The 25,903-nt window shown below is 60.2% G+C and carries 26 protein-coding genes and 2 pseudogenes; 12 read left to right on the top strand and 16 right to left on the bottom strand.

Going from position 1 to position 25,903, the window contains the following annotated elements:
* The 5 genes and pseudogenes from AF337_RS10810 to AF337_RS10790 form a co-directional block, all read left to right on the top strand.
* Nucleotides 1-2,316 (top strand): methyl-accepting chemotaxis protein (locus AF337_RS10810; protein WP_210168049.1); only part of this gene is annotated, 2,316 nt, incomplete at its 5' end.
* 71 nt (nt 2,317-2,387) lie between these two features.
* Nucleotides 2,388-3,053, top strand: coding sequence for an HAD-IA family hydrolase (locus AF337_RS10805; RefSeq protein ID WP_280138840.1), 666 nt, complete (start codon nt 2,388-2,390; stop codon nt 3,051-3,053).
* Nucleotides 3,054-3,184: 131 nt separating this feature from the next.
* Nucleotides 3,185-3,579 (top strand): annotated as a pseudogene (locus tag AF337_RS40090) (helix-turn-helix domain-containing protein); the annotation flags it as partial.
* Between the two features lie 9 nt (nt 3,580-3,588).
* A pseudogene (locus AF337_RS43975) lies at nt 3,589-3,849 on the top strand (helix-turn-helix transcriptional regulator); the annotation flags it as partial.
* 460 nt (nt 3,850-4,309) lie between these two features.
* Nucleotides 4,310-5,134: a universal stress protein gene (locus AF337_RS10790; RefSeq protein ID WP_049732202.1), complete on the top strand. Its 825-nt coding sequence runs from the start codon at nt 4,310-4,312 to the stop codon at nt 5,132-5,134.
* A 95-nt stretch (nt 5,135-5,229) separates the two neighbouring features.
* Here the strand turns inward: AF337_RS10790 and AF337_RS10785 are convergent, their stop codons facing one another.
* Nucleotides 5,230-6,207 carry an ABC transporter ATP-binding protein gene (locus AF337_RS10785; RefSeq protein ID WP_049732201.1) on the bottom strand — a complete coding sequence of 326 codons (978 nt, stop codon included), beginning with the start codon at nt 6,205-6,207 and terminating at the stop codon, nt 5,230-5,232.
* A gap of 146 nt (nt 6,208-6,353) precedes the next feature.
* Nucleotides 6,354-7,076: a CBS domain-containing protein gene (locus tag AF337_RS10780; RefSeq protein WP_049732200.1), complete on the bottom strand. Its 723-nt coding sequence runs from the start codon at nt 7,074-7,076 to the stop codon at nt 6,354-6,356.
* Between the two features lie 409 nt (nt 7,077-7,485).
* On the opposite strand from AF337_RS10780, the gene AF337_RS10775 reads away from it, so the two are divergent.
* Entirely contained in the window at nt 7,486-9,786 is a 2,301-nt protein-coding gene (locus AF337_RS10775) for a heavy metal translocating P-type ATPase (protein ID WP_193393596.1), read from the top strand.
* 84 nt (nt 9,787-9,870) lie between these two features.
* Here AF337_RS10775 and AF337_RS10770 read toward each other — a convergent pair whose 3' ends face one another.
* Together AF337_RS10770 and AF337_RS10765 are read right to left on the bottom strand one after the other, a co-directional pair.
* A complete protein-coding gene (locus tag AF337_RS10770) occupies nt 9,871-11,046 on the bottom strand; it encodes an acetate/propionate family kinase (RefSeq protein ID WP_049732199.1) in 1,176 nt (391 codons plus the stop codon).
* Between the two features lie 21 nt (nt 11,047-11,067).
* Nucleotides 11,068-11,370 (bottom strand): hypothetical protein, encoded by a 303-nt coding sequence (locus AF337_RS10765; protein ID WP_049732198.1) that lies wholly within the window; start codon nt 11,368-11,370, stop codon nt 11,068-11,070.
* Between the two features lie 203 nt (nt 11,371-11,573).
* On the opposite strand from AF337_RS10765, the gene AF337_RS10760 reads away from it, so the two are divergent.
* Nucleotides 11,574-12,407 (top strand): universal stress protein, encoded by an 834-nt coding sequence (locus tag AF337_RS10760; protein ID WP_049732197.1) that lies wholly within the window; start codon nt 11,574-11,576, stop codon nt 12,405-12,407.
* Nucleotides 12,408-12,724: 317 nt separating this feature from the next.
* On the opposite strand, the gene AF337_RS10755 is transcribed toward AF337_RS10760, so the two are convergent.
* The 8 genes from AF337_RS10755 to nirK form a co-directional block, all read right to left on the bottom strand.
* On the bottom strand, nt 12,725-13,180 hold the full coding sequence (locus tag AF337_RS10755) for a pyridoxamine 5'-phosphate oxidase family protein (RefSeq protein ID WP_049732196.1): 456 nt from the start codon (nt 13,178-13,180) through the stop codon (nt 12,725-12,727).
* A gap of 247 nt (nt 13,181-13,427) precedes the next feature.
* Complete coding sequence (locus AF337_RS10750) at nt 13,428-13,751, bottom strand: TraR/DksA family transcriptional regulator (RefSeq protein ID WP_049732195.1); 324 nt, start codon at nt 13,749-13,751, stop codon at nt 13,428-13,430.
* A 489-nt stretch (nt 13,752-14,240) separates the two neighbouring features.
* Complete coding sequence (locus AF337_RS10745; RefSeq protein WP_049732194.1) at nt 14,241-14,966, bottom strand: response regulator; 726 nt, start codon at nt 14,964-14,966, stop codon at nt 14,241-14,243.
* Between the two features lie 189 nt (nt 14,967-15,155).
* The gene (locus tag AF337_RS10740) at nt 15,156-15,482 is read right to left on the bottom strand and encodes a hypothetical protein (protein WP_049732193.1); all 327 of its coding nucleotides are present in this window, start codon (nt 15,480-15,482) and stop codon (nt 15,156-15,158) included.
* 168 nt (nt 15,483-15,650) lie between these two features.
* Entirely contained in the window at nt 15,651-16,337 is a 687-nt protein-coding gene (locus AF337_RS10735) for an NnrU family protein (RefSeq protein ID WP_082336787.1), read from the bottom strand.
* A gap of 33 nt (nt 16,338-16,370) precedes the next feature.
* Complete coding sequence (locus AF337_RS10730; protein WP_049732208.1) at nt 16,371-17,066, bottom strand: Crp/Fnr family transcriptional regulator; 696 nt, start codon at nt 17,064-17,066, stop codon at nt 16,371-16,373.
* Between the two features lie 2 nt (nt 17,067-17,068).
* The gene (locus AF337_RS10725; RefSeq protein WP_049732191.1) at nt 17,069-18,022 is read right to left on the bottom strand and encodes an SUMF1/EgtB/PvdO family nonheme iron enzyme; all 954 of its coding nucleotides are present in this window, start codon (nt 18,020-18,022) and stop codon (nt 17,069-17,071) included.
* Nucleotides 18,023-18,101: 79 nt separating this feature from the next.
* Complete coding sequence (gene nirK / locus AF337_RS10720; protein ID WP_049732190.1) at nt 18,102-19,259, bottom strand: copper-containing nitrite reductase; 1,158 nt, start codon at nt 19,257-19,259, stop codon at nt 18,102-18,104.
* Between the two features lie 201 nt (nt 19,260-19,460).
* Here nirK and AF337_RS10715 point away from each other — a divergent pair, with 201 nt between their 5' ends.
* Nucleotides 19,461-20,675 carry an NnrS family protein gene (locus AF337_RS10715; RefSeq protein WP_082336789.1) on the top strand — a complete coding sequence of 405 codons (1,215 nt, stop codon included), beginning with the start codon at nt 19,461-19,463 and terminating at the stop codon, nt 20,673-20,675.
* 40 nt (nt 20,676-20,715) lie between these two features.
* Here the strand turns inward: AF337_RS10715 and AF337_RS10710 are convergent, their stop codons facing one another.
* From AF337_RS10710 to AF337_RS10695, 4 genes are read right to left on the bottom strand one after another with little or no spacing between them, the layout of a single operon-like run.
* Nucleotides 20,716-21,015, bottom strand: a complete 300-nt coding sequence (locus AF337_RS10710; RefSeq protein ID WP_082336786.1) for a metal-sulfur cluster assembly factor — start codon at nt 21,013-21,015, stop codon at nt 20,716-20,718.
* Complete coding sequence (locus tag AF337_RS10705; RefSeq protein ID WP_049732187.1) at nt 21,002-21,532, bottom strand: DUF2249 domain-containing protein; 531 nt, start codon at nt 21,530-21,532, stop codon at nt 21,002-21,004. Before AF337_RS10705 ends, AF337_RS10710 begins: the two co-directional genes overlap by 14 nt.
* On the bottom strand, nt 21,516-22,889 hold the full coding sequence (locus tag AF337_RS10700; RefSeq protein ID WP_049732186.1) for a hypothetical protein: 1,374 nt from the start codon (nt 22,887-22,889) through the stop codon (nt 21,516-21,518). Before AF337_RS10700 ends, AF337_RS10705 begins: the two co-directional genes overlap by 17 nt.
* A gap of 15 nt (nt 22,890-22,904) precedes the next feature.
* Nucleotides 22,905-23,189, bottom strand: a complete 285-nt coding sequence (locus AF337_RS10695; RefSeq protein WP_049732185.1) for a DUF2249 domain-containing protein — start codon at nt 23,187-23,189, stop codon at nt 22,905-22,907.
* Nucleotides 23,190-23,401: 212 nt separating this feature from the next.
* On the opposite strand from AF337_RS10695, the gene hemN reads away from it, so the two are divergent.
* From hemN to AF337_RS10680, 4 genes are all read left to right on the top strand, one after another.
* Nucleotides 23,402-24,754, top strand: coding sequence for an oxygen-independent coproporphyrinogen III oxidase (hemN, locus tag AF337_RS10690; protein WP_049732184.1), 1,353 nt, complete (start codon nt 23,402-23,404; stop codon nt 24,752-24,754).
* Between the two features lie 93 nt (nt 24,755-24,847).
* A complete protein-coding gene (locus AF337_RS43610) occupies nt 24,848-25,003 on the top strand; it encodes a hypothetical protein (protein ID WP_167347738.1) in 156 nt (51 codons plus the stop codon).
* 4 nt (nt 25,004-25,007) lie between these two features.
* On the top strand, nt 25,008-25,502 hold the full coding sequence (locus AF337_RS10685) for a hypothetical protein (protein ID WP_049732207.1): 495 nt from the start codon (nt 25,008-25,010) through the stop codon (nt 25,500-25,502).
* A 133-nt stretch (nt 25,503-25,635) separates the two neighbouring features.
* On the top strand, nt 25,636-25,902 hold the full coding sequence (locus AF337_RS10680; RefSeq protein WP_049732183.1) for a PepSY domain-containing protein: 267 nt from the start codon (nt 25,636-25,638) through the stop codon (nt 25,900-25,902).
* Nucleotide 25,903: the final 1 nt, after the last annotated feature.

Raw genomic sequence — 25,903 nt, 5'->3', positions numbered from 1 at the left:
GCCAGTAATCGCTCCAAACCTATCTGCGGCCCGTGGCCTGAGAACATCGCTTACGACGAACTCGACCATATGGTCGAAAAGATTCCGGACGCCCAGGCTGCTGGCGAATTACGGAAAGCGCAGCAAGCTACGCGCACGATCCTGCAGCACATCAACGAGATATGGACACTTCGACAGGACCGTTCGCGGCTGACGAACAACATTGCCGCGCAACTCAACGCGCTGAATTCCCTCCAAATGGAACTTGGCAAGCACGCCTTCAAAATCGTCGCCCAAGCTGCTCAGCTTGATAATAAAAGAAAATCAAGGCTTTCCGAGACGCTGGCGCTTCAATCGATTCTTAACAGCTGCGAAAATCTCGAGGCTCGACTGCGGTCGGCGGATGGCTGGTCTTTGCGTCCGGAAGGAAAAGCCGTGCGAGCATCGTTGGAAGACCTCGCACACAAACTCTCGAAATCCGACCGTCTTCTCAATTCATTAGGTGTGCGAGACGGATCCTTGACAGCCGAGCGGATTTTGGCGTTCCTCAACCAAATTGGGAACCAGGGAGCAGGGGGGCAGCCTGAGGAGCTGGCCATCGCAAATGACTTGGCTGGTTTATCGGAAAGATTGCAGACGCAAAGTGTGGCAGCCGTCGATCAGGCCGCTGCGGATCTGAATGGTTCGAGCAGTGGCTCACTTGACGCCGACAAGGTGACGAAAAAGCTCCGCTCGATTGTAAGCAACAGCAGCGACGTAAAAATCGCCTTCGCCAGCATCCTGGGTGAACCGACTGAGGATAACGTCAAGGCGGTGGAGCGAACCCTTTTTGTCTATACGGGCGAGGTAAGCTTGCTGACCGAGTTGGTGGCAATCGATCCCTACTTCGGCGAGATCCCGGGAAAGGTGGAGGAAATCGCCGATGAGTTGCGCGACAGCGCCGCCGGACTGGAAGCCAATCGGGCAAGTGGCGAGGAGCAGTACCGCCACGCGACTGATAAAATCAACGAGATCTGGGGGCTGATGGACGCATTTGCGGACGCTCAGCGGCACATGGCATCGACCGAGCGGTCGTTGACGAATTCGGTCTCCTTGACATCGATGGCGATTGGATTTCTCGTCGCGATAGCATCAGGCGCTGCATTGGTGATCACGCTCAAGCGGCCGATCGGCTCAATCACAGACATCATGCGGCGTTTGGCCGGCGGTTCGTTGGACATTGCGATCGACGGAGACCGGCGAAAAGACGAAATCGGCGAGATGGCGCGTGCACTTGCAGTGTTCAAGGAAAACGCCGTTCAGAAGATTGCCATACAGGCGCATACGGAAGAACTCCATCGACTGGCCGAGTCTGAGCGGGACACAAACGAACGCGAACGAGCCTCCACCCAGAAAAACATTGAATTGGCAGTAACGTCACTTGCGGACGGTCTCAGGAATCTGGCGGGCAGAGATCTGCGGAAAACCCTCGAGGTCCCATTTGCCGGGGATCTGGATACTCTCAGACGGGACTTCAACAGCACCGTCAGCGACCTCAGCTCGACCATGCTGGACGTCCGTGCGACGTCAGCCGAAATTCACACCAATGGCCGGCTCCTGGCGGATGTCTCAGAAGAACTCTCTCGTAGAAATGAACAGCAAGCCGGTTCGATCGAACAGACCGCGGCGGCGATCGAAGAGATCACCATAACTGTCGCGGAGGCCTCAAAGCGTGCAGCGAGTGCCGCCGACATCACACAGCGCGTCAAGCTCGAGGCCGATGGCTCGCTGGTTATCGTGGGAAATGCCATCGGTGCGATGTCCCGGATCAAGGAGGCATCCGACCGCATAACGAGTATCGTCACCGTGATCGACGGAATAGCATTCCAAACAAATCTTCTTGCGTTAAACGCTGGAGTTGAGGCCGCCCGAGCTGGAGAAGCAGGAAAGGGATTTGCTGTCGTCGCGCATGAAGTCAGAGAACTTGCCCAACGCGCCGCTGTGGCTGCGAAAGAAATCGGAACTCTTATCCATCATTCGACGACCGAGGTCGACGCGGGCGTGGACTTTGTCCAGCAAGCCGGCCATGCCTTGGACGATATCGCGCTGAAGATCGGCGAGGTTTCCCGGGATGTCGGTCAGTTGGCACTCTCGAGCCAAAGCCAGGCAAAGAGCCTCAACGAGATAAACGACGCCGTCAGCACCCTGGAAAGCGTGACCCAGCTCAACGCCGCAATGGCCGAGGAGGCGGGCGCGGCCACTCGCCGGCTTGCGGAACAGGTCGACGACCTCGTCCAGTTGGTAGGGTCCTTTGCACTGAATGAACCTCCGTTAGATGATACCGAAAAGGCAGCCTAGCCGGGGTTGGCCGCCTCTCCATGGCGGCTCACCTCACAGCTCGGCGCCCTCAGACAAGGATACTTCCTCTGTTGAAACTCGATCCAAATAAGCAATTCTCGGCCTTCCTGTTCGATATGGACGGGACAATTCTCACTTCCATAGCAGCCGCCGAGCGGGTTTGGGGTGCTTGGGCGCAACGGCAAGGCCTGGATCCAGTAACGTTCTTGCCGACAATGCATGGACAAAGAGCGATCGACACCATTCATCGACTGAATCTTCCAGGCGTGGATCCGGAAATTGAAGCTTCAAAGATCACTCAAGCAGAGATCGAGGATGTTCAAGGCGTCTTCGCAATCGCCGGAGCGGCAGGCTTCTTGGCTGCTCTACCCGTCGACCGCTGGGCGATTGTTACGTCTGCGTCAAAGAAGCTCGCTCAGAGGCGCCTTGAGGCCGCAGGGCTGCCCATCCCACGCGTTATCGTCACTGGCGAAGATGTCGCGCTCGGAAAACCGGATCCTCAGTGCTTTATACTGGGGGCAAAACGGCTTGGGGTCTCGGCTGCAACTTGCCTTGTTTTTGAGGATGTTGAGGCAGGAATCAAAGCCGGACGCACGGCGGGAGCGCATGTAGTGGTTGTCACCGCCGCCGGGCATGATTTCGAGTGTACCAGCAACCCAACAATAAATGACTATACAAATATCGTACCGGTGGTGTCTGCAGACGGGCTGCTATCAATCAAACCCGCCTATCCATAGTGGCAGGTCGGCATGGCTGAACTGCCGAAATAGTTCCATAATTCCCATTAGCCGCAAAGTTAGAATGTCCTGTTTCTGCAAAGTTAGAATGTCACACTCTCCCCGCTTTTTGATGACGGCGGAGATTGCTGATGGGATTGATTGCGATGAGCGAGCGTGACCTGCAGCGGATCGAGGTTTTGTCGAAGGTTGCCGACGGGCGTATGACGATGGTGTTGGCGTCGCATGTGCTTGCTCTCAGCGAGCGCCAGGTGCGGCGGCTGTTGGATCGCATCAGAACGACCGGTGCGGCATCGATCCGCCACAAGGCGATCGGCCGACCATCGAACAATCGGATCAGCACTATGCGGATTTCGGTCCGACGGTGGCCGCCGAGAGGCTTGCCGAACGCGATGGATTGTGTGTGTCGCGCGAGACATTGCGCAGCTGGATGTTGGATGCCGGCCTTTGGCTATCGCGCAAGCAGCGGCGGACGTTTCATCAGCCGCGGTTGCGGCGCGAAGCCTATGGCGAGCTGGTGCAGATCGGGCGTGGTGCGCCGACGCCGCATCTCCTCGACAAGGCGGCCCGCGAAGTGTTCGGGTTGTCCGTCAAGGAATTGACGCTGGAGCGGCGGTTGCTGGAAGCCAAGCGCCTTTTGATGTTCACCGTCCGTTCGGTGGAAGACATCGGGCGAGAGATCGGCTTCGAGGATCCGGCCTATTTTTCCCGCTTCTTCCGTAAACGCACCGGCGAGGCGCCCGCCACCTGGCGCCGGCGCCATCTGAGGCCTGAGATAAGCCCGGCCGCCGAGTGAGCATGCGCCCTCTGGACGCAAAGCTGCTTCGATCCCGCCGACGCCGCAATCTCGGCCCCAGCCTTAAGTCCCTTCCGCGCACGCCAGTTCGTTGCACAGCGCAGAAACCGTTGGCCCGGATGGCAGTGATGATCTCCTAAATCTCGCTACCGGATCGCGCCGAACGTCAGCACCGTCCGGAAAGCCGGAAGGACCGAACATGAGGCTGGCCACCCGATGCCCACTTGAAGTGATCCCGATCAGCGGAATGGCGTTTTCTCCACGATCAACAAGCTGGACAAATCGGTGATTGACTGCGATCGCGAAACACCAGAGCGCCCCGGCGTAGATGTGATTGTCTATGCAAGCCCCTCTCTGACCGTTCGAGATCGCAAAGCTCCTTTTGAGGCATGTCAATGCGCGCCTCCCGGCAGGCTTCAAAATGCCAGCATCAGGTCCCGATCCTCATTCGGAGTAAATCATGAAACGGCATATCTTTCTTCCGCTCCTCACCTATCCGGATGCGACTTCGGAATTCATCATCTCCAATGCCGTTGCACTCGCGCACCACATGCAGGCAACACTGACCGTCTGTGCCGTGGAGATCACTATTCCCAATGTCTCCAACGCGCTGTCGTCGCTGATCATCGATGCGGCGAAGATGGCGCGTGATGCGCAGGCGCTGAGCCGCAAGCGCGCCTCGGCACTGACCCGGCTGGCAGTCGACGAGGCAAAGGCGGCTTCTGTCGATGCGCGCACGCGGCAGATCAAGATTGAAGAGCCTTTCGTCGTCGAAGCGCTCGCGCAAGCGGCGCGCGCCTACGATCTCGTGCTTTTGGAATCGACCGGGATCTCGCGTCCGGTCGTCGAAGCGGTTCTGTTCGGGTCCGGGCGGCCGCTCATCCTTTATCCCTCGGCGCCTTTCGGCGGCCGGATAGATCATGTTGCCATCGCTTGGGATGGCAGCCGCGCAGCCGCTCGGGCAGCCCATGACGCCTCCATTTTCCTGGAGAAGGCTTCCAAGGTCTTCGTACTTTCCGTCATCGACGAAAAGCCGATGGCAGATGAAACGGCCGACGATCTCGTCGAGAACCTGCTGAAGAGCGGGGTGCCGGCAGAGACGACACGAGTGCGCGCGCGTGGTGAACCGGTCGGCGAGGTGCTACAAAGCAAAGCCTTCGAAGTGCGGGCCGATCTTTTGGTGATGGGCGGCTTCGGCCATTCTCGCCTGCGCGAATTCGTGCTCGGCGGCGCCACCCTATCAATACTGACGAGCATCACCCTGCCTGTCCTGTTGTCACATTGAGAGCGTGCGGGCGATGTTCAAATCGGCTTCGGAGCAACAAGCTCCGGGATTATATCCTCGATGCCGCCTCGGCCCGCGGTAGCCGCCGCAAGTCTTCAAGCCTTCATGGCGCCAGTGGCAGTCGTCGCGTCATCAATGGACGCCCCGCTTCGCGCTTCTGGAACAGCACACGCATCGCGGATCATGGCATATTTGACCTGCGTAACCCTCACATCGCGGTACCAATCGATAAGTTCTCCCCACGGATCTCTGATCTTGGAGAGCCCGGAAATGAAGGCGACGACGGTTCCGATCTCCGTCTTGCCGGTGACGACATAATAGCTGCCGAGCGCGAAGATGCCGGCGTAACCCAGCTGCGTCATCAGGTTCATCATGAAATTCATCGTGAACTTGATCTTGTAGATGCTCATGTTCAGGGAAAAGAGCCTCTCCACCCGGGCGCCCTGGGCATCGAGCGCATCATTCGTTGCCACATGCCGAACCATGCTTTGGCTGACATGACGCATGACGGTGATCTTGGTTTCGACCCGGCGGTTGATCGCCGTTTGCATCAGTGGCACGAAACCGACCTGCGGAAGAAAGACGACGGCGACGGCAAGCGCCATCAGGGGCTGCAGGAAGATCATGTAGCCGCCGACCGCTATAAGGATGCCGGCCTGCAGCAGCGGCTCCGAGATGCTGGTGCCGACGAAACCGCCGACCGGTTCGGCCTCGGCAATGATGATCGAGAGCTGCACGCCTTCGGCAACGGCATCGATGGGAGCCCCGCTCGAGGGTTCCGAAGCGGCAAGCGCCGACTTGCGCAGCCAGCGGACCGCGACCTCGCCAACCCAGCCACGGTAGATGTTCAACAGCAATTTGGTCAGACCTTCCAGAAGGACAAGGCCGAGATAAGCAAGGACGAGGATCAGGATGGTCTGGTAGGGGGTCGCATCTGTGGCGGCGTTGATGATGCGCCTCTGGACTTCCAGCGGCGCGGTGGCGGCGAGAAAGAGAACAACAGAAAGAGCCGCGATCGCGATCTGGTGATGGCGGCCCATCAGGAACACGAAACCGAACAGACTTTTCGGCATTTCAGCGTCCCGTCCTCGTGTTTGCGCTTCGAAGATATTCGGCAGCGCCTCGGCTCTGCCGCCACGGCGACCTCACCGAACCGGAACGGCCGGCACCATTGCGAATGACGGGCGAGGGATGTCCCATGGTTTGTCTCCCTGAAGTTTCAAGCCTGTCTGGCCTCTGCGTCCGGTGGCGGAAGCGCTATGCCGTAGTAGGGATCGACCCAGACGAGGAGATCCCTGACCGACGTGACGCCCGGCACATTCTCGGCCGCGATTTTTGCGGCAAGACGCTCGCGTTCATCGAAAATCGTGCCAGTCAGTTCGGCAACGCCGTTGGCGACATGGCAGTGGATGAAGCCATTGCGGCTCCAGCTCTGCTTTGCCAGTTCGGCCTCGATCGCCGCCTGGACCTCTGCATCGCTGGTGGAAGCCGAGGTGGGCGGCAGGGCCTGCGAGAGTGCCCGCAGCACGTCGGAGCGGGCGAGTATGCCGATGAGCCTGCCATCGGCCACGACGGGAAGGCGCTTGATATCCTGGCGCTCCATCAATCTGACCGCATCGGAAATGGCGGCTGTCGGCGCAATTGCGCTGACCGGCGAGGTCATCACTTCCTCGACCCGTCGCCCATGGGTACGAACATATTCGTCGGCAATCTTTCCGGGGCTGGCCAGCCACTCGAGGAGCCATGGGCGTTTACGCTCGGTGTTCAATTCGCTGCGGCGCAGGAAATCGCCTTCGCTGACGATGCCGACGAGCGTTCCGTTGGCGTCGACGACCGGCAGGCCGCTGATCCTGTTGTCGAGCATCAGTTTGGCGGCTTCCGCAATGGAAGAGGACGCCGCTACGGTGATCGCCGGCGCAGTCATGATGGTTTGAACGAGCATTTTCGACTCCATGACGAAGTGGACACCGCATCACGTCTATGAGCGCGGTGTACCGAAATCTTTGAACGGGCCGGCCGTTACCCGAGCCGACGGAACCAAGGTAGCGCGCTGCAGGCGGACCGCTTTGATCGGCGTCAAATATGGCCTTGCAATCGGTGCAGGTTTTGGAATGAGCTCTCCGCGGAAATACAGGTGCTGCTGACTGATGCCGCACGCCGAATGTGCTCCCCGGGCTCACTTTCCGGCCTCTTCTTGATTTGGCTCAAACATTCTCCTCCGCAGGAGGAGCATTCTCAAGGCTCAACGGGTCTGCGACGCCTGCATGGCGCCGGCGTGGCCTTTTTAGCGCACGCCGAAGATGGCTTGCCGGCGCGTTCTGCACGTCGGTCTCGGGTAGGAGAAACACCGCATGCTGATACGGGGTTGGCGTGGCGCAAAAACATGGATGCTGCCCCTGGTCACATTGGCGCTGGTCGCCGGTGGGCTCGCCAGATTGGCGGGGCAACCGCATGTTGCCACGCAATTGTGGACGACGGGAACGGCGGCTGTCCTTGCTGCCCTCCTGATCGATGTAGGGATCAGCCTTCACAAGAAAGAATTCGGCCTCGATCTCATCGCGGCGCTGGCGATGGGCGGAGCCATTATTTTCGGCGAGTATTTTGCCGGAATTATTGTTGCGCTCATGTTTACCAGCGGGCAGTTCCTGGAGAACTTTGCCCAAAACCGGGCGGGCCGGGAGATGACGGCGCTGCTCGGCAGGGTGCCGAACACCGCAGCCCGTTATGAATGCGGCCGCATCCAGGACGTCGCCTTGTCGGCCATCGTGCCCGGCGATCGCATTCTTGTCCGCCGCGGTGAAGTTGTTCCCGTCGATGGCATCGTTGCCGGGAGTGCCGCTGTGCTCGATGAATCCGCCCTGACGGGCGAGGCGCTGCCGGTGCGGCGAAAATCCGGGCAGGCGGTGATGAGCGGCTCAACGAATGCCGGCGATGCTTTCGACCTGCAGGCGACGCGTGCCGCGGCGGGCAGCACCTACGCGGGAGTCATCCGGCTGGTCAAGGCGGCACAGGAGAACAAAGCGCCGATGGTGCGGCTGGCCGCCCGGTTCGGCATGCTATTCCTGGCTCTGACCTTGGCGATCGCGATATCCGCCTGGGCATTCACCGGAGATGCGACGCGGGCCCTGGCCGTCATTGTCGTGGCGACACCTTGTCCGCTGATACTGGCCGTGCCGGTCGCCATCGTGTCCGGCATCTCCCGCTGTGCGAAGAAAGGTATCCTGGTCAAGGATGGCGGCGCTCTTGAAGCGCTTGCAGCCGCAAGGACCGCTCTCCTCGATAAGACCGGAACGTTGACCGACGGCCGTGCGCGGCTGATTGAGATAAAGGCGCGCGGCGATCTCGACGCACTCGAGGTCCTCAGACTGGCGGCGTCGCTGGATCAGAGCTCTCCCCATGTGGTGGCGCAGGCTCTCGTGACCGCGGCCCGCGGGCGAGGGCTCGTGCTCGACACGCCCTCGGATGTGCGCGAGGCTCCCGGCTCCGGGTTGACGGGCCGCGTCGGCGGGCATGACGTTCTGGCCGGCGGATGGAACTTCGCGAGTGCGAAGCTTCAAAATTCGGACTTTCGTGAAGAAATCAAAAACTGGATACGGCGCGACGGAACGGTCGCGGTCATCGTCGCAATCGACGGCGCACTGGCCGGAGCCATTCTGCTGGCTGACCAAATTCGTCCGGAAGCCGGTTATGTGCTGCGGCATCTGCGGGACGCCGGCATCGCGCGCATTGTCCTTGCGACCGGCGACCGCGCCGACGTCGCTGAAGATGTCGCCGCCTTTGTCGGGGTCGATGAGGTCATCAGCGAAATGAAGCCCGAAGATAAGACGATCGCCGTGCAAAAGGAGCAAGCAAGAAGCCGCCCAGTCCTGATGATTGGTGACGGCGTCAACGATGCGCCGGCGCTTGCGGCCGCCGACGTCGGCATTGCCATGGGTGCGCGGGGGGCCGCTGCCTCATCCGAAGCAGCGGATGTCGTGATCCTGGTCGACCGGCTGGACCGGCTGGTCGACGCCATCCACGTCGCGCGACGGTCGCGCAGGATTGCGCTGCAGAGCGTCAGTGCCGGCATGGCCCTCTCGATGGCAGGTATGGTCGCGGCCGCACTTGGTCATCTGACACCGGTGGAAGGAGCGCTTTTTCAGGAAGCGATCGACGTCGTCACCATCATGAATGCGCTACGCGCCCTTGGCCCGCCTTTGTCGTTTGGTACCGCATCCGCTCGACTGAGCAACGCAGACCTGCTGCAATTGGAGGCGGAACATGCGGCTCTGGCTGATGTCATCGACGACATCCGCATCACCGCGGATCGCATACATCGCCTCCCCAGCGAGCAGACAAAAAACGAACTCGAAAAGCTGGATCGCGAACTCCGTGAGCGCCTGCTTCCACACGAGAAACAGGATGAGAAGGTTTATGCGCGACTGCGCCAGCACAGGGCAGCACCCGACGTTCTGGCCGGCATGAGCCGGACTCACATGGAGATCCAACGGCAGATCCATAACCTCAGCGATGTGTGCAAGGCGTTTGCCGCCGAGGTGCCGACAGATGCGCAGCTCTATGAGGTCCAGCGACTGCTGCACGGCCTGGAGGCTATCACGCGCCTTCATTTTGCGCAGGAAGAAGAAATCTACCGCTCGCTGGAAGCCGGTTGAACAATCTTGCCACAGTCGATACGGAGCGGCGAAAGTTCGGTTCATTCCGCCATGCCGCTTGCGAAAGTTCGTTTCCCCGAATCGTCAGAGACCGTGTCTGCCAATAACGGCAAGCGCTTCGTCGGCTATCACCTGCTCCTCGTCGGTCGGAATGACGAAGGCAGTTATCGCGCTGTCCCGAGCACTGATGACCGTCGCGTTCGCCTTGTTGGCAGGCTCGCTGAGGTCGAGGCCCATCCACGCGAGATGACGTGCCACGCCCTTCCGGACTTCCGGCTGATGCTCTCCGATACCGGCGGTAAAGACGATGGCGTCGACGCCGCCCAGCGACACCGTCAGCCTGCCTATCTCGCCGGCGATCTTGAAACAGAAGAGGTCCAACGCTTCCCGCGCCGCCGGGTGGAAATCGTCGACGAGCACCCGCACGTCTCCACTCACGCCGGAGACGCCGAGCAGGCCGCATCTGTGGTAGAGGAAATCTTCGAGCCGGTCGGCGTCATGGAATTCGTTGCGGAGAAGATGGATCAGGGCGCCCGCATCGATCGATCCCGGGCGGGTGGCCATGGGTACCCCGTCGAGCGTGGAAAAGCCCATGCTGGTATCGATGCTGACGCCGTCCACCATCCCGCAAAGGCTCGCACCGCTTCCCAGATGCGCGCATACGACCCTGCTGCTGCCGACATCGGGAGCGATTTTTTTGAGCTTTTCAGAAACGGACTTGTAGGAAAGTCCATGAAACCCATACCTGCGGATTCCCGCTTCATGCATTTCGCGCGGAATCGCGAAACGTGCGGCAAGACGATATAGAGATGTGTGAAACGCTGTATCGAACGACGCGGTCTGCGGCACATCAGCATATGTCGCCCGAACAGCGCGGATCACCTTCAGAGCCGGGGGCAGGTGCAGAGGCGCCAGTGGCACAAGTTCCTCGATCCGTGCCTGAATATCCAAGTCCAAGAACACAGGGCCGGTGAAGGCCAAACCCCCATGAACAATGCGATGCCCGACCACCGTCGGCGCTGAACCTTGCGGCAGGAGCCGGGAGAGGACCTCGGCAATCAAAGCCGGACCGACTTCCTGGATATCTGGCAAGTCGGCGTCATGAGGCTCACCGGCGATCTCGCAGGCGAGGCGGCTATTTTTATCAACAGTCGCCGCACCTCTGGCCAGCGGCCGGGCAGCGCCACCGGCGCCAATCTCGAAGACGCCGATCTTCAAGCTTGAGGATCCGGCATTGAAGGTAACTGCAATTCTGCTCATGGGACCTCCCGCAGATCTTCGCTAACCCGCCTGCCTCTCGTTTTCCGCCTCTTGCAAGGCCGCCTTCAACAACTGAAGCGCGAATTCCTTCGCGGATCTTTCGTCATCCGCACATAGCTTCAAAGGGGCGCATTTTACCTTCAGGTTTCGAAGGAGCTTCTGGCGAAGTCTAGAGACAAGATGCGAGTCCCGCTTGGCGAGAAGCTCCTGCAAGCAGGTGACGGCAACCACTTCGAACATCAGAAGCCTGCCTTCGACTTCGCCTTGTGAAGGGATAGGGAACCGTTCGCCGCCTCGTCTGAAGTCTCGTTCCGTCGACAGCATCTAGGACCTCCCATCTTCGTTCTCATCGGTTCCAGCATCCCGCACCCCGCTCAAGCCTGCGCAGAATGACGGCGCGGCTCTTGCTGTCGGCTACATCCTTTAGACAGGCTATACCGCCAAAATCGACATCGCTTTGACGAAGGTCAAGGAACGGGCCGCCAGGCTGGTTATCCTTCTGACACCAATCAGAGAGGTATATCGACATGACAATCAGGACGGTATTAAGCATCCTCGGCGTCAACCAGTTCGAGGAAGATCTGAAAACCGCAATCGACTTTTGCGGCGCTCAGGGCGCGCATCTGAATGCGCTCGTAATCGCGCTGGGAGCGTCTCCGATCATCGGGGACTATAATGCCATCTCGCCCGTCTGGATCGAGGAGCGGCAGCGCGAGATCAATGCGCTTTCCCACAAGACTGAAGAGATCAAGGAAATTCTCGGCCGAAGCGATATCTCCTACGAGGTTCAGGACGTCTATACCGAATTCGCTTTGGCAGACGAGGATATCGCCGAAAGGGCTCTCTATGCCGATGTGGTCCTGATCGGACGGCAGGCGGCCCGCGACGAAGAGCTTCGCAAACGTATCATCGACGGTGCTCTCTTCCGAACGCCCACTCCGATCCTCATCAACCGCGGAACGCGAGCAATGAATTCATCGTCGAGATCGGTTCTTCTCGCATGGGATTCGAGCGATGAAGCTTCCCGGGCCGCTCGCCAGTCGCTTGACCTGCTCAAGCAGGCCGACACCGTCTACGTAACCATGGTGGATCCGGTGGCAAGGGCAGGCGTGAACGGGGAAGAGCCAGGCGCAGACATTGCCGCCTATCTCGCGCGTCACGGCGTCAAGGTCCAGGTGGACCGCGTCGCCAGCGGCGGACAGCCGGCAGACGAGGTCCTGCGGCAGCACGCGGTCGACGTATCCGCCGATCTCATCGTCATGGGCGCCTACAATCATCCCCGCTGGCAGCAAACGATCTTTGGCGGGGTGACCCGCAGCATGATCGAGGAAAGCAAGATGCCGATATTCATGGCCCATTGAAATTGCCGGGCCTTACGTTTCGACACGTTCGGCTGCGAGACCGCCCTATAGGGATCGGCCTTCTCCGGAGCGGCGTGTCCGGGTCCTGTCCTTGTGCATGTCGTCCAAAAGCCTTTGCAATTGGATGACATGTATCATCAATCCTCTTCTGGCGGGATCAGACGATCCACTTGGCATCTGACCTTGTGACGAAGGCATCAGGGCTCCTGCCGCTGCTGAGCCCGGCCGCTGGAAAAATTGATCTCGAGCGTGGCGCCAAACATCGCGCGCTGCATCATGTGCAGTTTTACGCTCTCGGCATCTCCCGGCTCCAGCCTTTAGTCACTTCTGAAAACAACGCGGCCCGATAAAGCGTGGACAAAAATTCCGAAGAATACGTGCGGCGACTCGGCCAGGACCGGAAGCTCTTTCGGCTTGAGCGAACCAACTTCCCACCAATCCGAGTGCTTCTGCAACAGCTCCCATGCGTGCAGACGTTGGCTCCTCCCGACATCGGCATCGGGAAACTCCTCGAACTTTCCCTCGACAATGACGCTCGCCCAGCCGCCGCCCACCCGCTGATCCACTTGCAGGCAAACCTTATCGTTTTCTCGCATCCATTCCAGCTTGCGGCCAGGCATCGAGAAACAATAGGCCACGCCATTTTCGTATGAAAAATAGATCGGCACGACATATGGCTGGCTGTCTTTGCAGCAGGCCAGATGCCCAAAACGCGCCTCTTCCAGGGCCGAATAGCACTCGGCCTGCGTGTATTCGCGTAATCCCAATGACATGACGCGCTCCTTTCGCTCATGTTTGCGATGTCATGATAGGCCGATGCCCGTTTCACGCATTGATGAATCGCAAACGCCCCGGCAAGTGCCGTTGCCCCGCACGCCTCTTCATCGAGCGTGCCACAATCCCGTCGCTTTCGGTCGCGGACGACAAGCTTGTCAGCGAATGGGCGTGCCCCGCCATCGGGGCACACTACCCGACAGCGTCATTCACGCGATCTCTGCAGGCAGTCTGCGATGTCACTCGCTAGACCGCCAGGTGAGCACATGCCACGCAAAAGGGTGTGTAGGGGAGAGCATTCAGCCGTTCTGTCTCGATTGGGCGGAGACATCTGACACAACGACCGAACGTTTCGCGTTTAAGGCGCTCGAGAGCAGCGTCGATCGATGCGATCTGTTCACGCGCTTCCCGTCTCATTTCCGTCAGCACCTGATCGTTCTCGACCTGCGTGATACGATCCTCGCTATCTGGATCCAGCGCAGCACCGAGATCGGCGTCAATCGCCGATAGCCGGCGTTGCAAGTCCGTCTTCAAGACTTTCAGTTTGTTTTCCATCTCTTCGTTCGTCATTGACATCCTCCTGGCCGCCGTTTGCCGGCCGTTGCCCGACCGACAGCCGGTCGTCGAGTGCGCGACACGCTTGGTGCGGTCCGTCACAGGCACGACGCCGCTGTCGCCGGCCAGATATGGGCGGCATCGGCGCTCGGCTTGAATTGCAGCGCATCGAGATGTGTCTTTGAAGCTCAATATCGCTCACGACGAACCTCTTTCAGGTCAGACGTCATGATGGTGCCGTCTTGAGCGACTATCGTTGATTTCCGTCAAGCATCGCTGAAATCTCCTTGGGTCAAAGGGGCACCGCCTGTCGAGAGCCCTAAATAACCCTGTGGACCTGACGTTAATCAGGAGACGCCGCCTTCCGGCAGTCCTCCAATGCCGTGATAAACCGGGAGTGACAGACGTAATCCCGAATAGGATCCGGTCTCTCGGAGAAACTCTGCCTGACCAGTTCCTCGTCACGGAGGAAATGGCTGGTCTGGGCATGGCGGTTTTGAAACGTCAGTCGAGCCTGGCGGTGAAGACGTAGCCGACGCCGCGCACGGCCTTGATGAATTGCGGCTTCTTCGGATCGGTTTCGATCTTGCGGCGCAGGCGGACGATCTGAGCGTCGATCGTCCGGTCGAAGGCTTCGAGATTTCGTCCCCGAGTGAGATCCATCAGCACATCGCGCGTGAGGACCCGGCCGGCATGCCGCACGAAGGTCGCCAGCATGTCGAATTCGCCGGTCGTCAACTCGACCTCCGCGCCATCGGGGTCGAGAAGCTGACGACGGCTGAGATTGAGCTTCCAATCCTCGAAGCCGACGATCTCCTCGCTCGCGGCTTCGGCATTGCGCGGCGAAGATTGCCGGCGGCGCAGGATCGACTTCAGGCGGGCATGGACTTCCCGGAGATGGAAAGGCTTGGCGATGTAGTCGTCGGCGCCGACCTCCAGGCCGACGATTCGGTCGACGACATCGTCCCGGCCGGTCAGCATCATGATCGGGACATCCGAGGTGGCTCGAATTTCACGGGCAAGATCGAGACCATCAGTGCCGCCGGGAAGGACAAGATCGAGGAGTATGGCATCGAAAGTCTGCTGGCGCAGGCGTACCCGCATCTCGGTCCCGTCGGAGGCGGCGGAGACTGAGTAGCCCTCGCCCTCGAAATAGCGCGTCAACATCTGGCGAATGCGCGGGTCGTCGTCAACGACGAGAAGATGCGCGTCATTCTGAGCTGTTGCCATCGTCCATCCGTCAAGCCGTTGCTCGTTACAGATCGTGTCCAATGGCATCGTCTTTAACACGCTCGCTGTCCCGATGTCACCAGCAGCCGGTCGGTTGTCCTCATCGGGATCGGGAGGGAATGATGCCGAAAAGCGAGCGGCGTTTCATGGTCTACTGCTTCGATTCAGATCCGGATTCGGAATCCGGCCTCAAATCGGCAGAAGGCGGGGTGCTGCCGGCGCTTCGGCCGCCAAGCCGGATGTTTCCCAGGCATGGCACCACCTGCGGACGTCGTTTGCGGTGATCAGAATCGTATCCCCGTCCATTCCCTCCGATGCGAGGCAGCTTGCCGCAATTTCACAGAACGTGTCGATGTGCTGAAGAAGGCGCACTTCGGTGGCACGAGGTGGCGAGGCTATAGACAGCAATGCGCGTCGCGAGACGACAACGGTCTTTTTGTCGGCGCCGAAACGCACCTCGATGCGCCCGGACTTATCCCTCGCGTTCAGGCTCGCTGCAATGACATCGTACGGCATTCTATTGCTCCGCTCATAGGCTGGTCGCGGTTGCTTCCAGATTTTCTTCAACGTTACGACGCCAGCGCAAAGACACTTTGACCTCGATCAATGCGATGCCGGTATATCCGCGTGGCCACGGCGGCGCGTGCCGGTCATTGTCTCGCGGCGGGGCGGCAGCGCGTTGGGTCAGGCAAAGATGGCGACGGGATCGGCACCGAACATCGCGCTGTGACCTCCTGCGAATAGGAGCCACGCTGTCAGGCTTGCAGTCACGAGGACCGCGAGCAACATCGGCATGTCGATCATCGGCTGCTCTCCTTTGAAACAGGCGGCAAGCGGCCAGATCGAAGTATGTTCCGCCAGATCAGTCCACGTGCTGCCAAGGCGCCGTTTCGCTCTTTTTTCGATCATCGGAATCGCGGCCAATGCAAACCCGGCAAACCCTCCGAACAGCAATAGGGAGCGCAGATCGCCGTTTGCGGCGATATGGCCGCCTGCCCAGACGGCAAATCCCCAAGGGACGGGATGTCTGGTGATTTTGGTGACGGAGCCGAGTGTGGGCGATGGGTTCAGCGTGATAGAAAGAGGGTTGGCGCTCAAAAGTCCCGCGATGACGAGGAAGATGCGCAGGGGTGCGAGTACAAAAGTGACCGCGGCATGCCATGGCTGCAACTCCCACAGGGGCATGTACTCCATTGCGAGCGCCGAGGAGAAAACCCAGATCAGCGCCAGAATGGAAACTGTAGAATAGCCGACGAAATAGATCGGCCGACCGACGCGGTGAATGATCCCGGAGCGAATGACCGGTACGGCCGGGGCGGAGTGAAGCGCTACGAAAAGCGCAAAGGCGGCAAGGAACTCTATCAAGCTCATTCTCCCGGTTTTGCAGGCAATTCCCGATCGGCATCAATCCCGTATGCCATCGGCGAGATTGAGGAGCTTTTGCGGATCGGTCACCGTCAGCTTCTGGCGGCCGCCCTCCACCATTCCCTTCGCCTCCCATGCACTGAGAATTCTCGAGACCGTGTGCAGCGTCGTTCCGGTCATTTCGGCGATATCCTGGCGCGATATCGGGAAATCGATGCGGATGCCCGTTTCAACCGGCCGGCCAGCCTGTTTGGAAAGCCTGAGGACGGCGTGGGCCACCCGCTTTTCCACTTCCTCTGTCGACATTTCCCGGATGCGCGTGTGCGCTTCCTCCAATCTTTGGCCTATCGTCTGCATCGCGGTCACGGCAAGGCGCGGGTTCTGTTCGACGAACCGCGGCCACATGTCCGTCGGCCAGGCAATGACGAGGCTCTCGGCCGCCGCAACGGCTTTTCCCGGGTAATCCTCCCGGCGGAGCGCCATTGCAAAGCCGAACAGGTCGCCGGGATGAACCATCCGAACGATGATCTGCTGTCCGTCCTGCGTCACTTGCGTCACCTTGAGACGGCCGTGCAGGAGAAGGAAGAACGACTTTGCCCGAGCGCCTTGCTCGAAAACCGCGTCTCCCGGGACGATGCGACGCGGCGACGCGTGCTGCAGCATCGAATCGAGATCCGCGTCGGTCATGCGCTCGAAGAGCGGCAATGATTTCAAAATCGTCCGGTCAATTTTCATCGTCATCCTGCTCTGCCCTGGGCACTCGTCGCCGGTGCGAACATTTCCGCCATTGCTCTTTGCGCAAAGTCTTTCACGCTTTCCAGAAAACCCGGCCTGCGAATGAGGCGGAAGCCGAGATTGTCGGGCGGACTTCCGACCGAGCATCCGCCGCCCTTGGGATTTCGCACGAAACTGCTCATCGGGGCGCGGTGTTTGCCTGCTGCTATCATGATGCCGCAATTCCTGGGGTCCGGCTCCGCCGCAGGATCGTTTCTATCGAGATCGATCCGTTTGTTGCAGGTCGAAGTCCACTCCCAGACGTTGCCGGCGAAATCGACCAGTCCGGTTTGGCTGATTCCGAACGAGCCCTGCGGCTGCGGCCGTGGGTCGATCGCTGCAGCCCTGCGGGCTTCGCGTTCGTAGTCCGCAAGCCAGCGGTTTGCCGCGTTCTTGTCGTTGGGATCGATTCCGAGAGCATCGTCGGGAAAACGATCGGCCGCGGCATAGGCCAGCTCGAAATCGCTCGGCAGCCGCCATTCGGCGCCGGTGCGTTCCGACAGCCAGGCCGCGTAGCGGACCGCATCGTCATAGCTCACGCCGGTCGCGGGAAGTTTCTCCTGCGACAGCGTGTCATATCGCTGTTCGGCCGGCTCGCAACGGGCATCGGCCACGCAGCGGTTATAGTCGCGAAGCGTGGTCTGATATTTCATGATTTCGAGCGTCGTGGTCACTTCCCTATCCAGCTTGGGCGCATCCACGGCCAGGCCGTTGCGGAAATATTCGGTGGCGTCGCGGTAGGCGAAGCCATGCGGCGCGATCACGACGGTCTGCGGGGCGGCAACGGCCCCGTCGGGGCTTGCCGTCACGAGCAATCCCGATTGCACTGCGACAGCCACAGAAAGTGCCACGAGCAGCGCAAGAGGAATTGCGATCGATATGCCTGAAACTGGTTCGATGGCTGCAATGCGGGCCATGGTTTTACGCAGATAGCGCCCCCAAAATGAGATTGGTGCGCGGGCCACCCCTGACCCGCGCACCGCCCCCTCCGCCAGGTCAGCTTGCCGACGGTGCCCGGACCGAGGTCATGAGATCGTCGTCCCATTCGCCGGTCACCTTAAAGTGGGCCGCTGCCCCCAGCTCGAAGGCCTCGATAAGGTTATGGTTCACGTAGGCATAAATGCCTGGCTGAGCGAAGGTATAGAGGGCGGCACCTGCCGTGCCGCCGGGGATGAACCAGGTTTCCTGGTCCGTGTCGGGCGGGTTGAGGAATTTGCCGGTTGCCCAGACATATTCGCCATGTCCGCCGATCAGATGCGGCCGGGTATCCCGGTTGGCCTGCGAATGAACGATCAGGACGGTTTCTCCGACCTTGGCCGTCATCGCATTGTCACCGGTCAGGGCTCCGACCGCGCCGTTGAAGACGATGTGGGTAGGCGTCAGCGTTTTCATCACGGCCACCGTATCTTCATAGGCCTCTCCGGGGCTGTCGTAGGTCTTGAACTTGCCGGTTTCGTCGCGCGGCACGTAGAAGTCCTGTTCGCCGACGTAGTAGACCTTGTCGTAGACGAGCGGCTTGCCCTTGCCGTCCTTGAGACCTTCGCGCGGCAGCACCATGATCGCGCCGTTCATGCCCGATGTGACGTGCCACGGAACCATGCCGGGAGGGGCGCAGTGATAGACGAAGACGCCGGCCTTGGTCGCCTTGAAGCGAAGAACGGTGCTCTCGCCGGGATTGACGACCGTCAGCGCCCCGCCGCCCAGCCCGCCGGTGGCGGCATGGAAGTCGATGTTGTGCTGCATCGCATTGGTGTCGGGATTTACCAGCGTGAGCTCGACATAGTCGTCCTGATGGATCACCATCAAGGGACCGGGAACCGATCCATCGAAGGTCATGGCGTTGATCTCGGTGCCCTCCTTGTCCAGGATCATCTTCTTTTCCTGGATGGTAAGCGTGAACTCCTTGATCTTCGGCCCGTCCGCGGTCTTCTGCTCGTGAGCATGAACGAAAGGCGGCTTGACGAGCTCGACCTTCTCGCGGGGAAGCTTCGATATGTCGACCTTGCTCGGCTTGACGGTCTTCAGCGCTTCCGCTGCGGCGACCTCTTCATCGGCATGGGCCACCGTGCTGGATACGATGATTGGCGTCAGCGCTCCGGCAACAGCAGCACCCGTCAGCATCGTGCGCCGGGTCATTTGCAGAGTATTCGTCATTGCTTATCTCCTGTAGTCGAAGACCGGGCGGACGCCGCCCTGTCGAAGGGGAGAGTAGAACAAAGCCGAAGGAAATCTTTGACGTGGCGCAAACTGGTTGTTTGTGCCGGCGCAAAGTTCAAAAGATCTTCTTTGCGTAATCTCAACGACTGCCGTCTTCCATCCGGGCATTTCTGTATGATCAAAATGGAGATCTTGATCATGCAGACTATAAAGGACGTGGAGACCAGGGCGCCGCGGGGAATGAGCCGCTCCGGAATGGTCTTGTTCTCCTACGGCTTTCGGCCTTTCTTTCTGGCGGCAGCATTATGGGCGATCGTCAGTATCGGCCTCTGGGTGGCGTTCCTGAACGACGGCGTCGCCGTGGCGAGCGATTACGGTACGCTCTACTGGCATGCTCACGAGATGCTCTTCGGTTTCGCGCCGGCTGTCCTGGCAGGCTTCCTCCTGACCGCAATCCCGAACTGGACCGGCCGCCTTCCCATTTCAGGGCACCCGCTGGCCGCACTCTTTGCGGTGTGGTGCATCGGCCGGATCGTCATGCTGTTCAGTAACAGTATCGGTTTGATGGCCGCCGTCGCGATCGACAGCCTCTTTCTCCCGCTCATGCTGGCCTTATCGGCGCGAGAGGTAATTGCGGGAAGGAAATGGAAGGACCTGAAGGTCATCGCGGGGCTGGCGGTTCTGTCGGCGGCCAATGTCTTCTTTCATCTCGAGGTGATCCGAGACGGCAATCCGGCGCTTGCCATCCGTCTCGGCCTCGGCGCCTATATCCTGCTCGTCACGGTCGTCGGAGGGCGCATCCTGCCGAGCTTTACCAGAAACTGGATCAATCAGCGCGGCCGCACGGATTTTCCCGTCGCCTACAACGGCTTCGACGCGGCGACGATCGTCGTTGGCGCCATTTCTCTCGCTGCCTGGGCGATTGCGCCTGAATCCGTCGCGACCGGCTTTTCTGCCGCCGTTGCTGCAATCATGAACGGAATACGGCTCTTCCGCTGGCGGGGATGGACGACCTGGCCGGAGCCCATCCTCTTCGTGCTTCACATCGCTTATGGTTTCGTACCTCTCGGATTTGCTGCTGTCGCCTTCGGGCCGATGGGGCTGCCCCAGGTCGCCGTTCTTCATCTCTTTGCGATCGGCGCCATGTCCATGATGATGCTGGCGGTCATGACGCGAGCAAGCCGAGGTCATACGGGGCGGAAATTGAAGTCGAGCCAGGTGACGAATGCATCCTACATCCTGCTTGCCGCCGCTGCGCTGCTTCGGCCGATAGCGGAGCTGATGCCTGCTTTCACGACCCAGATACTGATGGCGTCCGCGGCCGGCTGGACGGTTGCCTTCGGGCTGTTCGCGCTCGAACATGCGCCGTTCCTGTGCCGGGACCGCAAACCTCTGGCCGCGCGCAATCCATGAGGGAGAGCGCCGCCCCGTTTTCCGGTGGCGGCGCTCCTATTCACACGCTCGGCAATCGTCCGATCATTTCCGGCGACCAGGCCGGCTCATAGACCATGTCGACGACGGCGGCCGAAACGCCTTCGACCTCTTCCGCCCTGGCCTTCACCGCCTCGGCGATGAAGGCGGAGGCTGGACAGAAGCGGGTCGTCGTCGTCATTTCTATTCTGAGCGCGCCATCATCCGAAATATCGATGCCGTATATAAGCCCGAGCGTCACGATATCCGTCCCGAGTTCCGGGTCTTCGATCCCGCGCAATGCCGCCAGGATCGTTGGTTTGGAGACCTTAAGCGCGGACATCGGAAACATTCGCCGGCGTTGTCCTGACCATGATCCTGTAGATCTTGCCGCTGGCATCGAAATCGCCGATCCACTCATGACCTCGCGCCTTGAGCTCATTGAACAGGAAGACGGGCTCACGGTTCAGGAGTGCGAACAACACCTCACCGCTTTCCATCGATTCCAGGCGAGAAAGGATGCGCTCCATCGGTTCGGGCGGTGCGAGGTCGGTCAGATCGAGGTTCCAGGTCGGTTCCGGCCAGATCGCCTCCGCGGTTGCAGCTGCCGGCATGGGATCGCTGTCCGGTTTCTCCTGCGGAACGAAATCGATTTCCCAGTCGTCGTCGGCCAGGCGTTTGGTGAGATGCGAATAGCCGCGCCGCTCCAGCTGGCGGATCAGGGGGATGGGTTCGAATATGGCGTGAAGCCGCACGCCCTCGTCGGGGCCGAGCTTTGCGAAAGTATCCATAATGAGCTGGAACGGCATCCCGCCGTCGCGCAGGATCTGTCTGACGTCGAGTTCACGAAGCTGAACCATGGGCGTTACCTCTGTGGTTTGCGGCGCTAAAAAGCGCCGGCGGTTGAAAGGGTGCGCTCTTGGCGGCCGGATCGACATTCGCCAGAGTGCGGGCAAGTGCGAGCTCGATCGTAAGAGCTGCTGTGGAAAAAGTCTGGGCTATCGTGGCAAGATGAAAAGCCGCATCCGATCCGAGCGTGATCGCGGCCGCCGCCGCAACGACGGCGAGGTAAAAGATGCAGAGCCAGGCCGTCGCCCGGCGTCCGTTTATCAGCTCGGCCAGGCGCGGTGTCGGCCGGCGTCCGAGCAGCGGTCCGAAGGCTTCGATCCAGGTGAGGAACGGAACGATCTTCAGGAGCTGCGACAGGCCGAACCCGGTCAGCCAGCCGAAGACGAACAGGTAGCCTATGGCGGTGAAGACCTCTGGCGCGGCATCCGATGCCAGGGCGATGGCCAACATCGGCACCGAAAGCCCCAGCAGAACGAATGCCGGCAAGGATCCGACCATGTTGAGCTCGAGGCTCTTCCGGCGCCGCGCGCGGTAGGTCGAAAACAGGTCGGCGAGGTAGGGCGCAACCGGCAGCTGGAAGAGCAGCGATCCGAACAGGAAAAGGCGCTGGCCCAGGACGGGTGCAAATATCGTCGAAACCATCGCCACGGCAAGGGTGCCCGCCGCAAGCAATCCCGTGGCGCGAATGAACGGCGCCCTCTTCATATCGTCGGAAAGCAAGAACATCGGCAGCAGCTTATAGCTGACGCCGATCGCGGCGAAGCTCATCCAGCCGGCGAGGCCGAAACTCGCATGGAACGGCACGGCATTCGCGACGAAGGCGATGATGCCCGTGGCCTCCGTCAACCCGGAAACCGTGACGGCGAACAGTGCTCCCAATGCCAAGGTCACGGCAAGGCATGCCATGCCGATCATGACGAGCGGTGAGGCGGCGTGAGCCGCCCTGCCGCGCCACAGACCGGAAAGCAGCACGAATCCGATCGACAACAGCGATGCCGGCAGCACCGATGATGCTGCGACCATGACCGGGCCTGCCGCCTCGGACCCGGTATCGATCAGATGAAAGCCGAAGAGGAGAAGTCCGAGCCCGGCGACGGAACCCGCAAGGCAGGGCAGGTCGAGCCGCCCGGTCGGCAGGCTGAGGCCTGTCAGAACCGGGGTAAACTGCAGAAGCGCCCCGATCATGAGGAGGCCGAGCCAACCGATCGTGATGCAATGGACGATAATCAGCGCATGGGGTTCGGCGACATTCGACGACGGCGCCCAGGCTCCGGCCGCAAGCAGGCCTTCGGCCAGAAGCAGGAAGAAGAGCGCCGCACCGAAATATGACATCGTCCAACGCGACAGTGTTGCTCCCACCGGCATCATCGCGCTGCCCCGAACTCAGTGGCTGCCGCAGCAGCAGTCGCAACCGGAATCCTGGCGGGTGATCTGTACGCGCCAGACGTCAGGCCCCTGTTCCAGATATTCCCAGAGGAATTTTCCCGGAAATGCGGTTTCAAGCTGGTAATGCAGGGGCCGGGGCTCATGATCGCTGGTGATCAGCATGGCGTCGCCGGGGGTCAGTGCGCTGAGCGTGCCAAAAATCCGGGGATGCCGCTCGATAGGATGTATCGTCCTGACATCGATGTGGGGAGCTTCGGCGTGGATGGTTTGCGCATCGGTCATCTGGCTGTTTCCTTTTGCCGCATCTTGCAGACTGGCGGGATCGCGGCTCGTCCCGCGCCAGAACGAGACGGTAAAGGGCTTTGCGGAAAGCCACTTTGACGGCGGACAAATATCCGGATGATTCCCGGCCAAGCATCCTCTTTGATTTGGGACAAGGAAGACCGCGCGGCCGAAGGTCATAAAGCATCCTGATTTTGATAAAGGATGCGACAATGTCCGACAATTTGGTCGCCAAATATGGCGATGCGCGGCTCCCGCGTTACACGAGCTACCCGACGGCCCCGGCCTTTTCAGCCGCTGTGGGGCCGGATGAATATGTCAGGGGCCTCGCGAATATCGGAAAAGCCGGACCGGTTTCCGTCTATCTTCACGTGCCCTTCTGTCGTTCGATGTGCTGGTATTGCGGCTGCCACACGACCATCACCCGGCAGGACGCCCCCGTTGTCGAATATCTCGATGTGATGAGCCAGGAGATCGAACTCGTCTCCTTTGCCGCCGGAAACGACGTGCCCGTCAAGAACGTTCATTTCGGCGGCGGCACGCCGACGATCATGAAGCCGCAGGAATTTACGGCACTGATGGCGAAGCTCAGGAGCGCCTTCGCTTTCGAGGCGGATGCCAGCGTCGCGGTCGAAATCGATCCGCGCACCTTGGCCGCGTCCATGATCGAAGTGCTGGGCGAAAACGGCGTCGACCGCGCGAGCCTCGGCGTCCAGAGCTTCGACCCGATGGTGCAGGCCGCCATCCATCGGATGCAATCCTTCGAACAGACGGAGGCTGCGGTCGCCGGGCTTCGGTCTGCAGGGGTTACCAGCATCAATTTCGACCTGATATACGGCCTCCCCAAGCAGACCGTGCAATCCTGCGTCGAAACTGTCCGGCTCGCCGCGCAGTTGCGTCCGGAACGTTTCGCCGTTTTCGGCTATGCCCATATACCTGCCTTCAAGAAGCATCAGCGCCTCATCGACGAAGCATCGCTTCCGGATGCCAGGCAGCGCAACGAACAGGCCGAAGCCATCGCCCAGGAGCTTGAAAAAGCCGGATATGAGCGCATCGGGCTCGATCACTTCGCGCTGCCGGAGGATCAGTTGGCGGTCGCCGCGCGCGAGGGGAAAATGAGGCGGAATTTCCAGGGCTACACCACCGACGATTGCGATAGCCTCATCGGCCTCGGCGCTTCGGCGATCGGGCGATTGCCGACCGGGTATATGCAGAACCACGTGCCACTGGGTCTCTATGCGGAGCGTGTCGCGTCCGGCGTGCTGCCGACGGCCAAGGGATATCTTCTGACCGAAGAGGACAAGCTTCGGGGCAGAATCATCGAGCGACTGATGTGCGATTTCGAAGTCGATTTGGGAAGGCTGAGCAGAGAGTTGGGTTTCGACACCGGCTTCCTCGTCGAGCGTAACGAACGTCTCGGCGAACTCGTGACCGATGGCGTCGTGACGATCCGCGACAACAGGATCGTCGTCTCCCAGGACGCACGCTTCATGGTCCGTGCCGTTGCGGCGGCATTCGACGCCTATTTCGGCTCGCTCGGACGCACGCACAGCAAGGCCGCCTGATCGGCAGAGCTGGCGGTATCACGCCATCTCTTTGATCGATCGCAAAGAGCGTGCCGGTCATACAGCCTAGGGTTCTGCCGAGAGGAGATCCTGATGACTGATGCGCAGATGGGGCTATCGATAGCCACTCCCGTGATCACAGTGTTCGCAATCGCCCTTTATCAGATGGGCGTTCTGCAGCGAACGGGCGCCGTCGCCGCGATTCTCGCGACAATAGCGATCGCCGTCGGTCAATTCTTGCAGAGGTAATATGATGAAAAACCCGATCCCGACCGATTTCGCAGAACTCGAAAGCTGCTACGGCCAGCTCATGGCATGGTGCGACGTGCTCCAGGCAATCGCCGACTTCCTGCCTTGCCATATCGACGAAAGCCTCTGCGGCCGTATCTCAAGCGGACTGATCCCGCTCCTGCTGACGACGCATGAACTCGAAGAGCGCCTTATTTCGTCGGGACTGGGCTTGATCATGGAAGCGAGTGACAAGGCCGATGCGGCCGAACGCCGGCGGGCAGGACGTATGTTTGATCGCGGCGCCGCTCAAGACGTCGCCGTTACGCTGGAAACCCTAGGCGAGGGGCGCTGCCGGCTCTCCTGGGAGGCCGTGGGATACCAGCTGCGTTCGTTTTTCTGCTCGATGCGTGGGCATATCAGATCGGAACGCGAGATCATCAGATTGATGCAGCGGGCGGTGGAGGCTGAACGGGCGCGGGACTTGACGGATGCGATCGAGCAAACCGAAGCGGCTTGAACAATGCCGTCGTCTGCAGGCTCTGGTCTCTGCCTGCCGCACATGAATGATCTCGCCGACAGCAAACAGACAGCTTCCGGTCTCTATCCAGTCGCTTGCCGCCTTATGGAAGGCACAAGCAAAGGATCGAACCATGAAAATGAAACTGACCGTCGCCCTTGTCATCCTGGCCACAACTCCAGCCTTGGCACTCGCCAGCCCAAGCTGCACCAAGGAGCCGAAGTCCAAATGGATGCCGGAGAAAGCCATGAAGGAAAAGATCGATGCGCTGGGCTACAAGGTGAAAACCTTCGAGATCACCGGAAGCTGCTACGAAATCTACGGCAAGGACAAGGACGGCAATCGCGCCGAGGTCTATTTCAATCCGGTATCGGGCGAAATCGTCCAGAAAGGCGACTGAT

It is taken from the genome of Rhizobium ecuadorense (assembly GCF_001187535.1).
In the GTDB taxonomy this organism is placed as follows: Bacteria; Pseudomonadota; Alphaproteobacteria; order Rhizobiales; family Rhizobiaceae; genus Rhizobium; species Rhizobium ecuadorense.
Note: the sequence above shows the minus strand (reverse complement) of the source record. Positions and strands in the feature narration are given on the sequence as shown.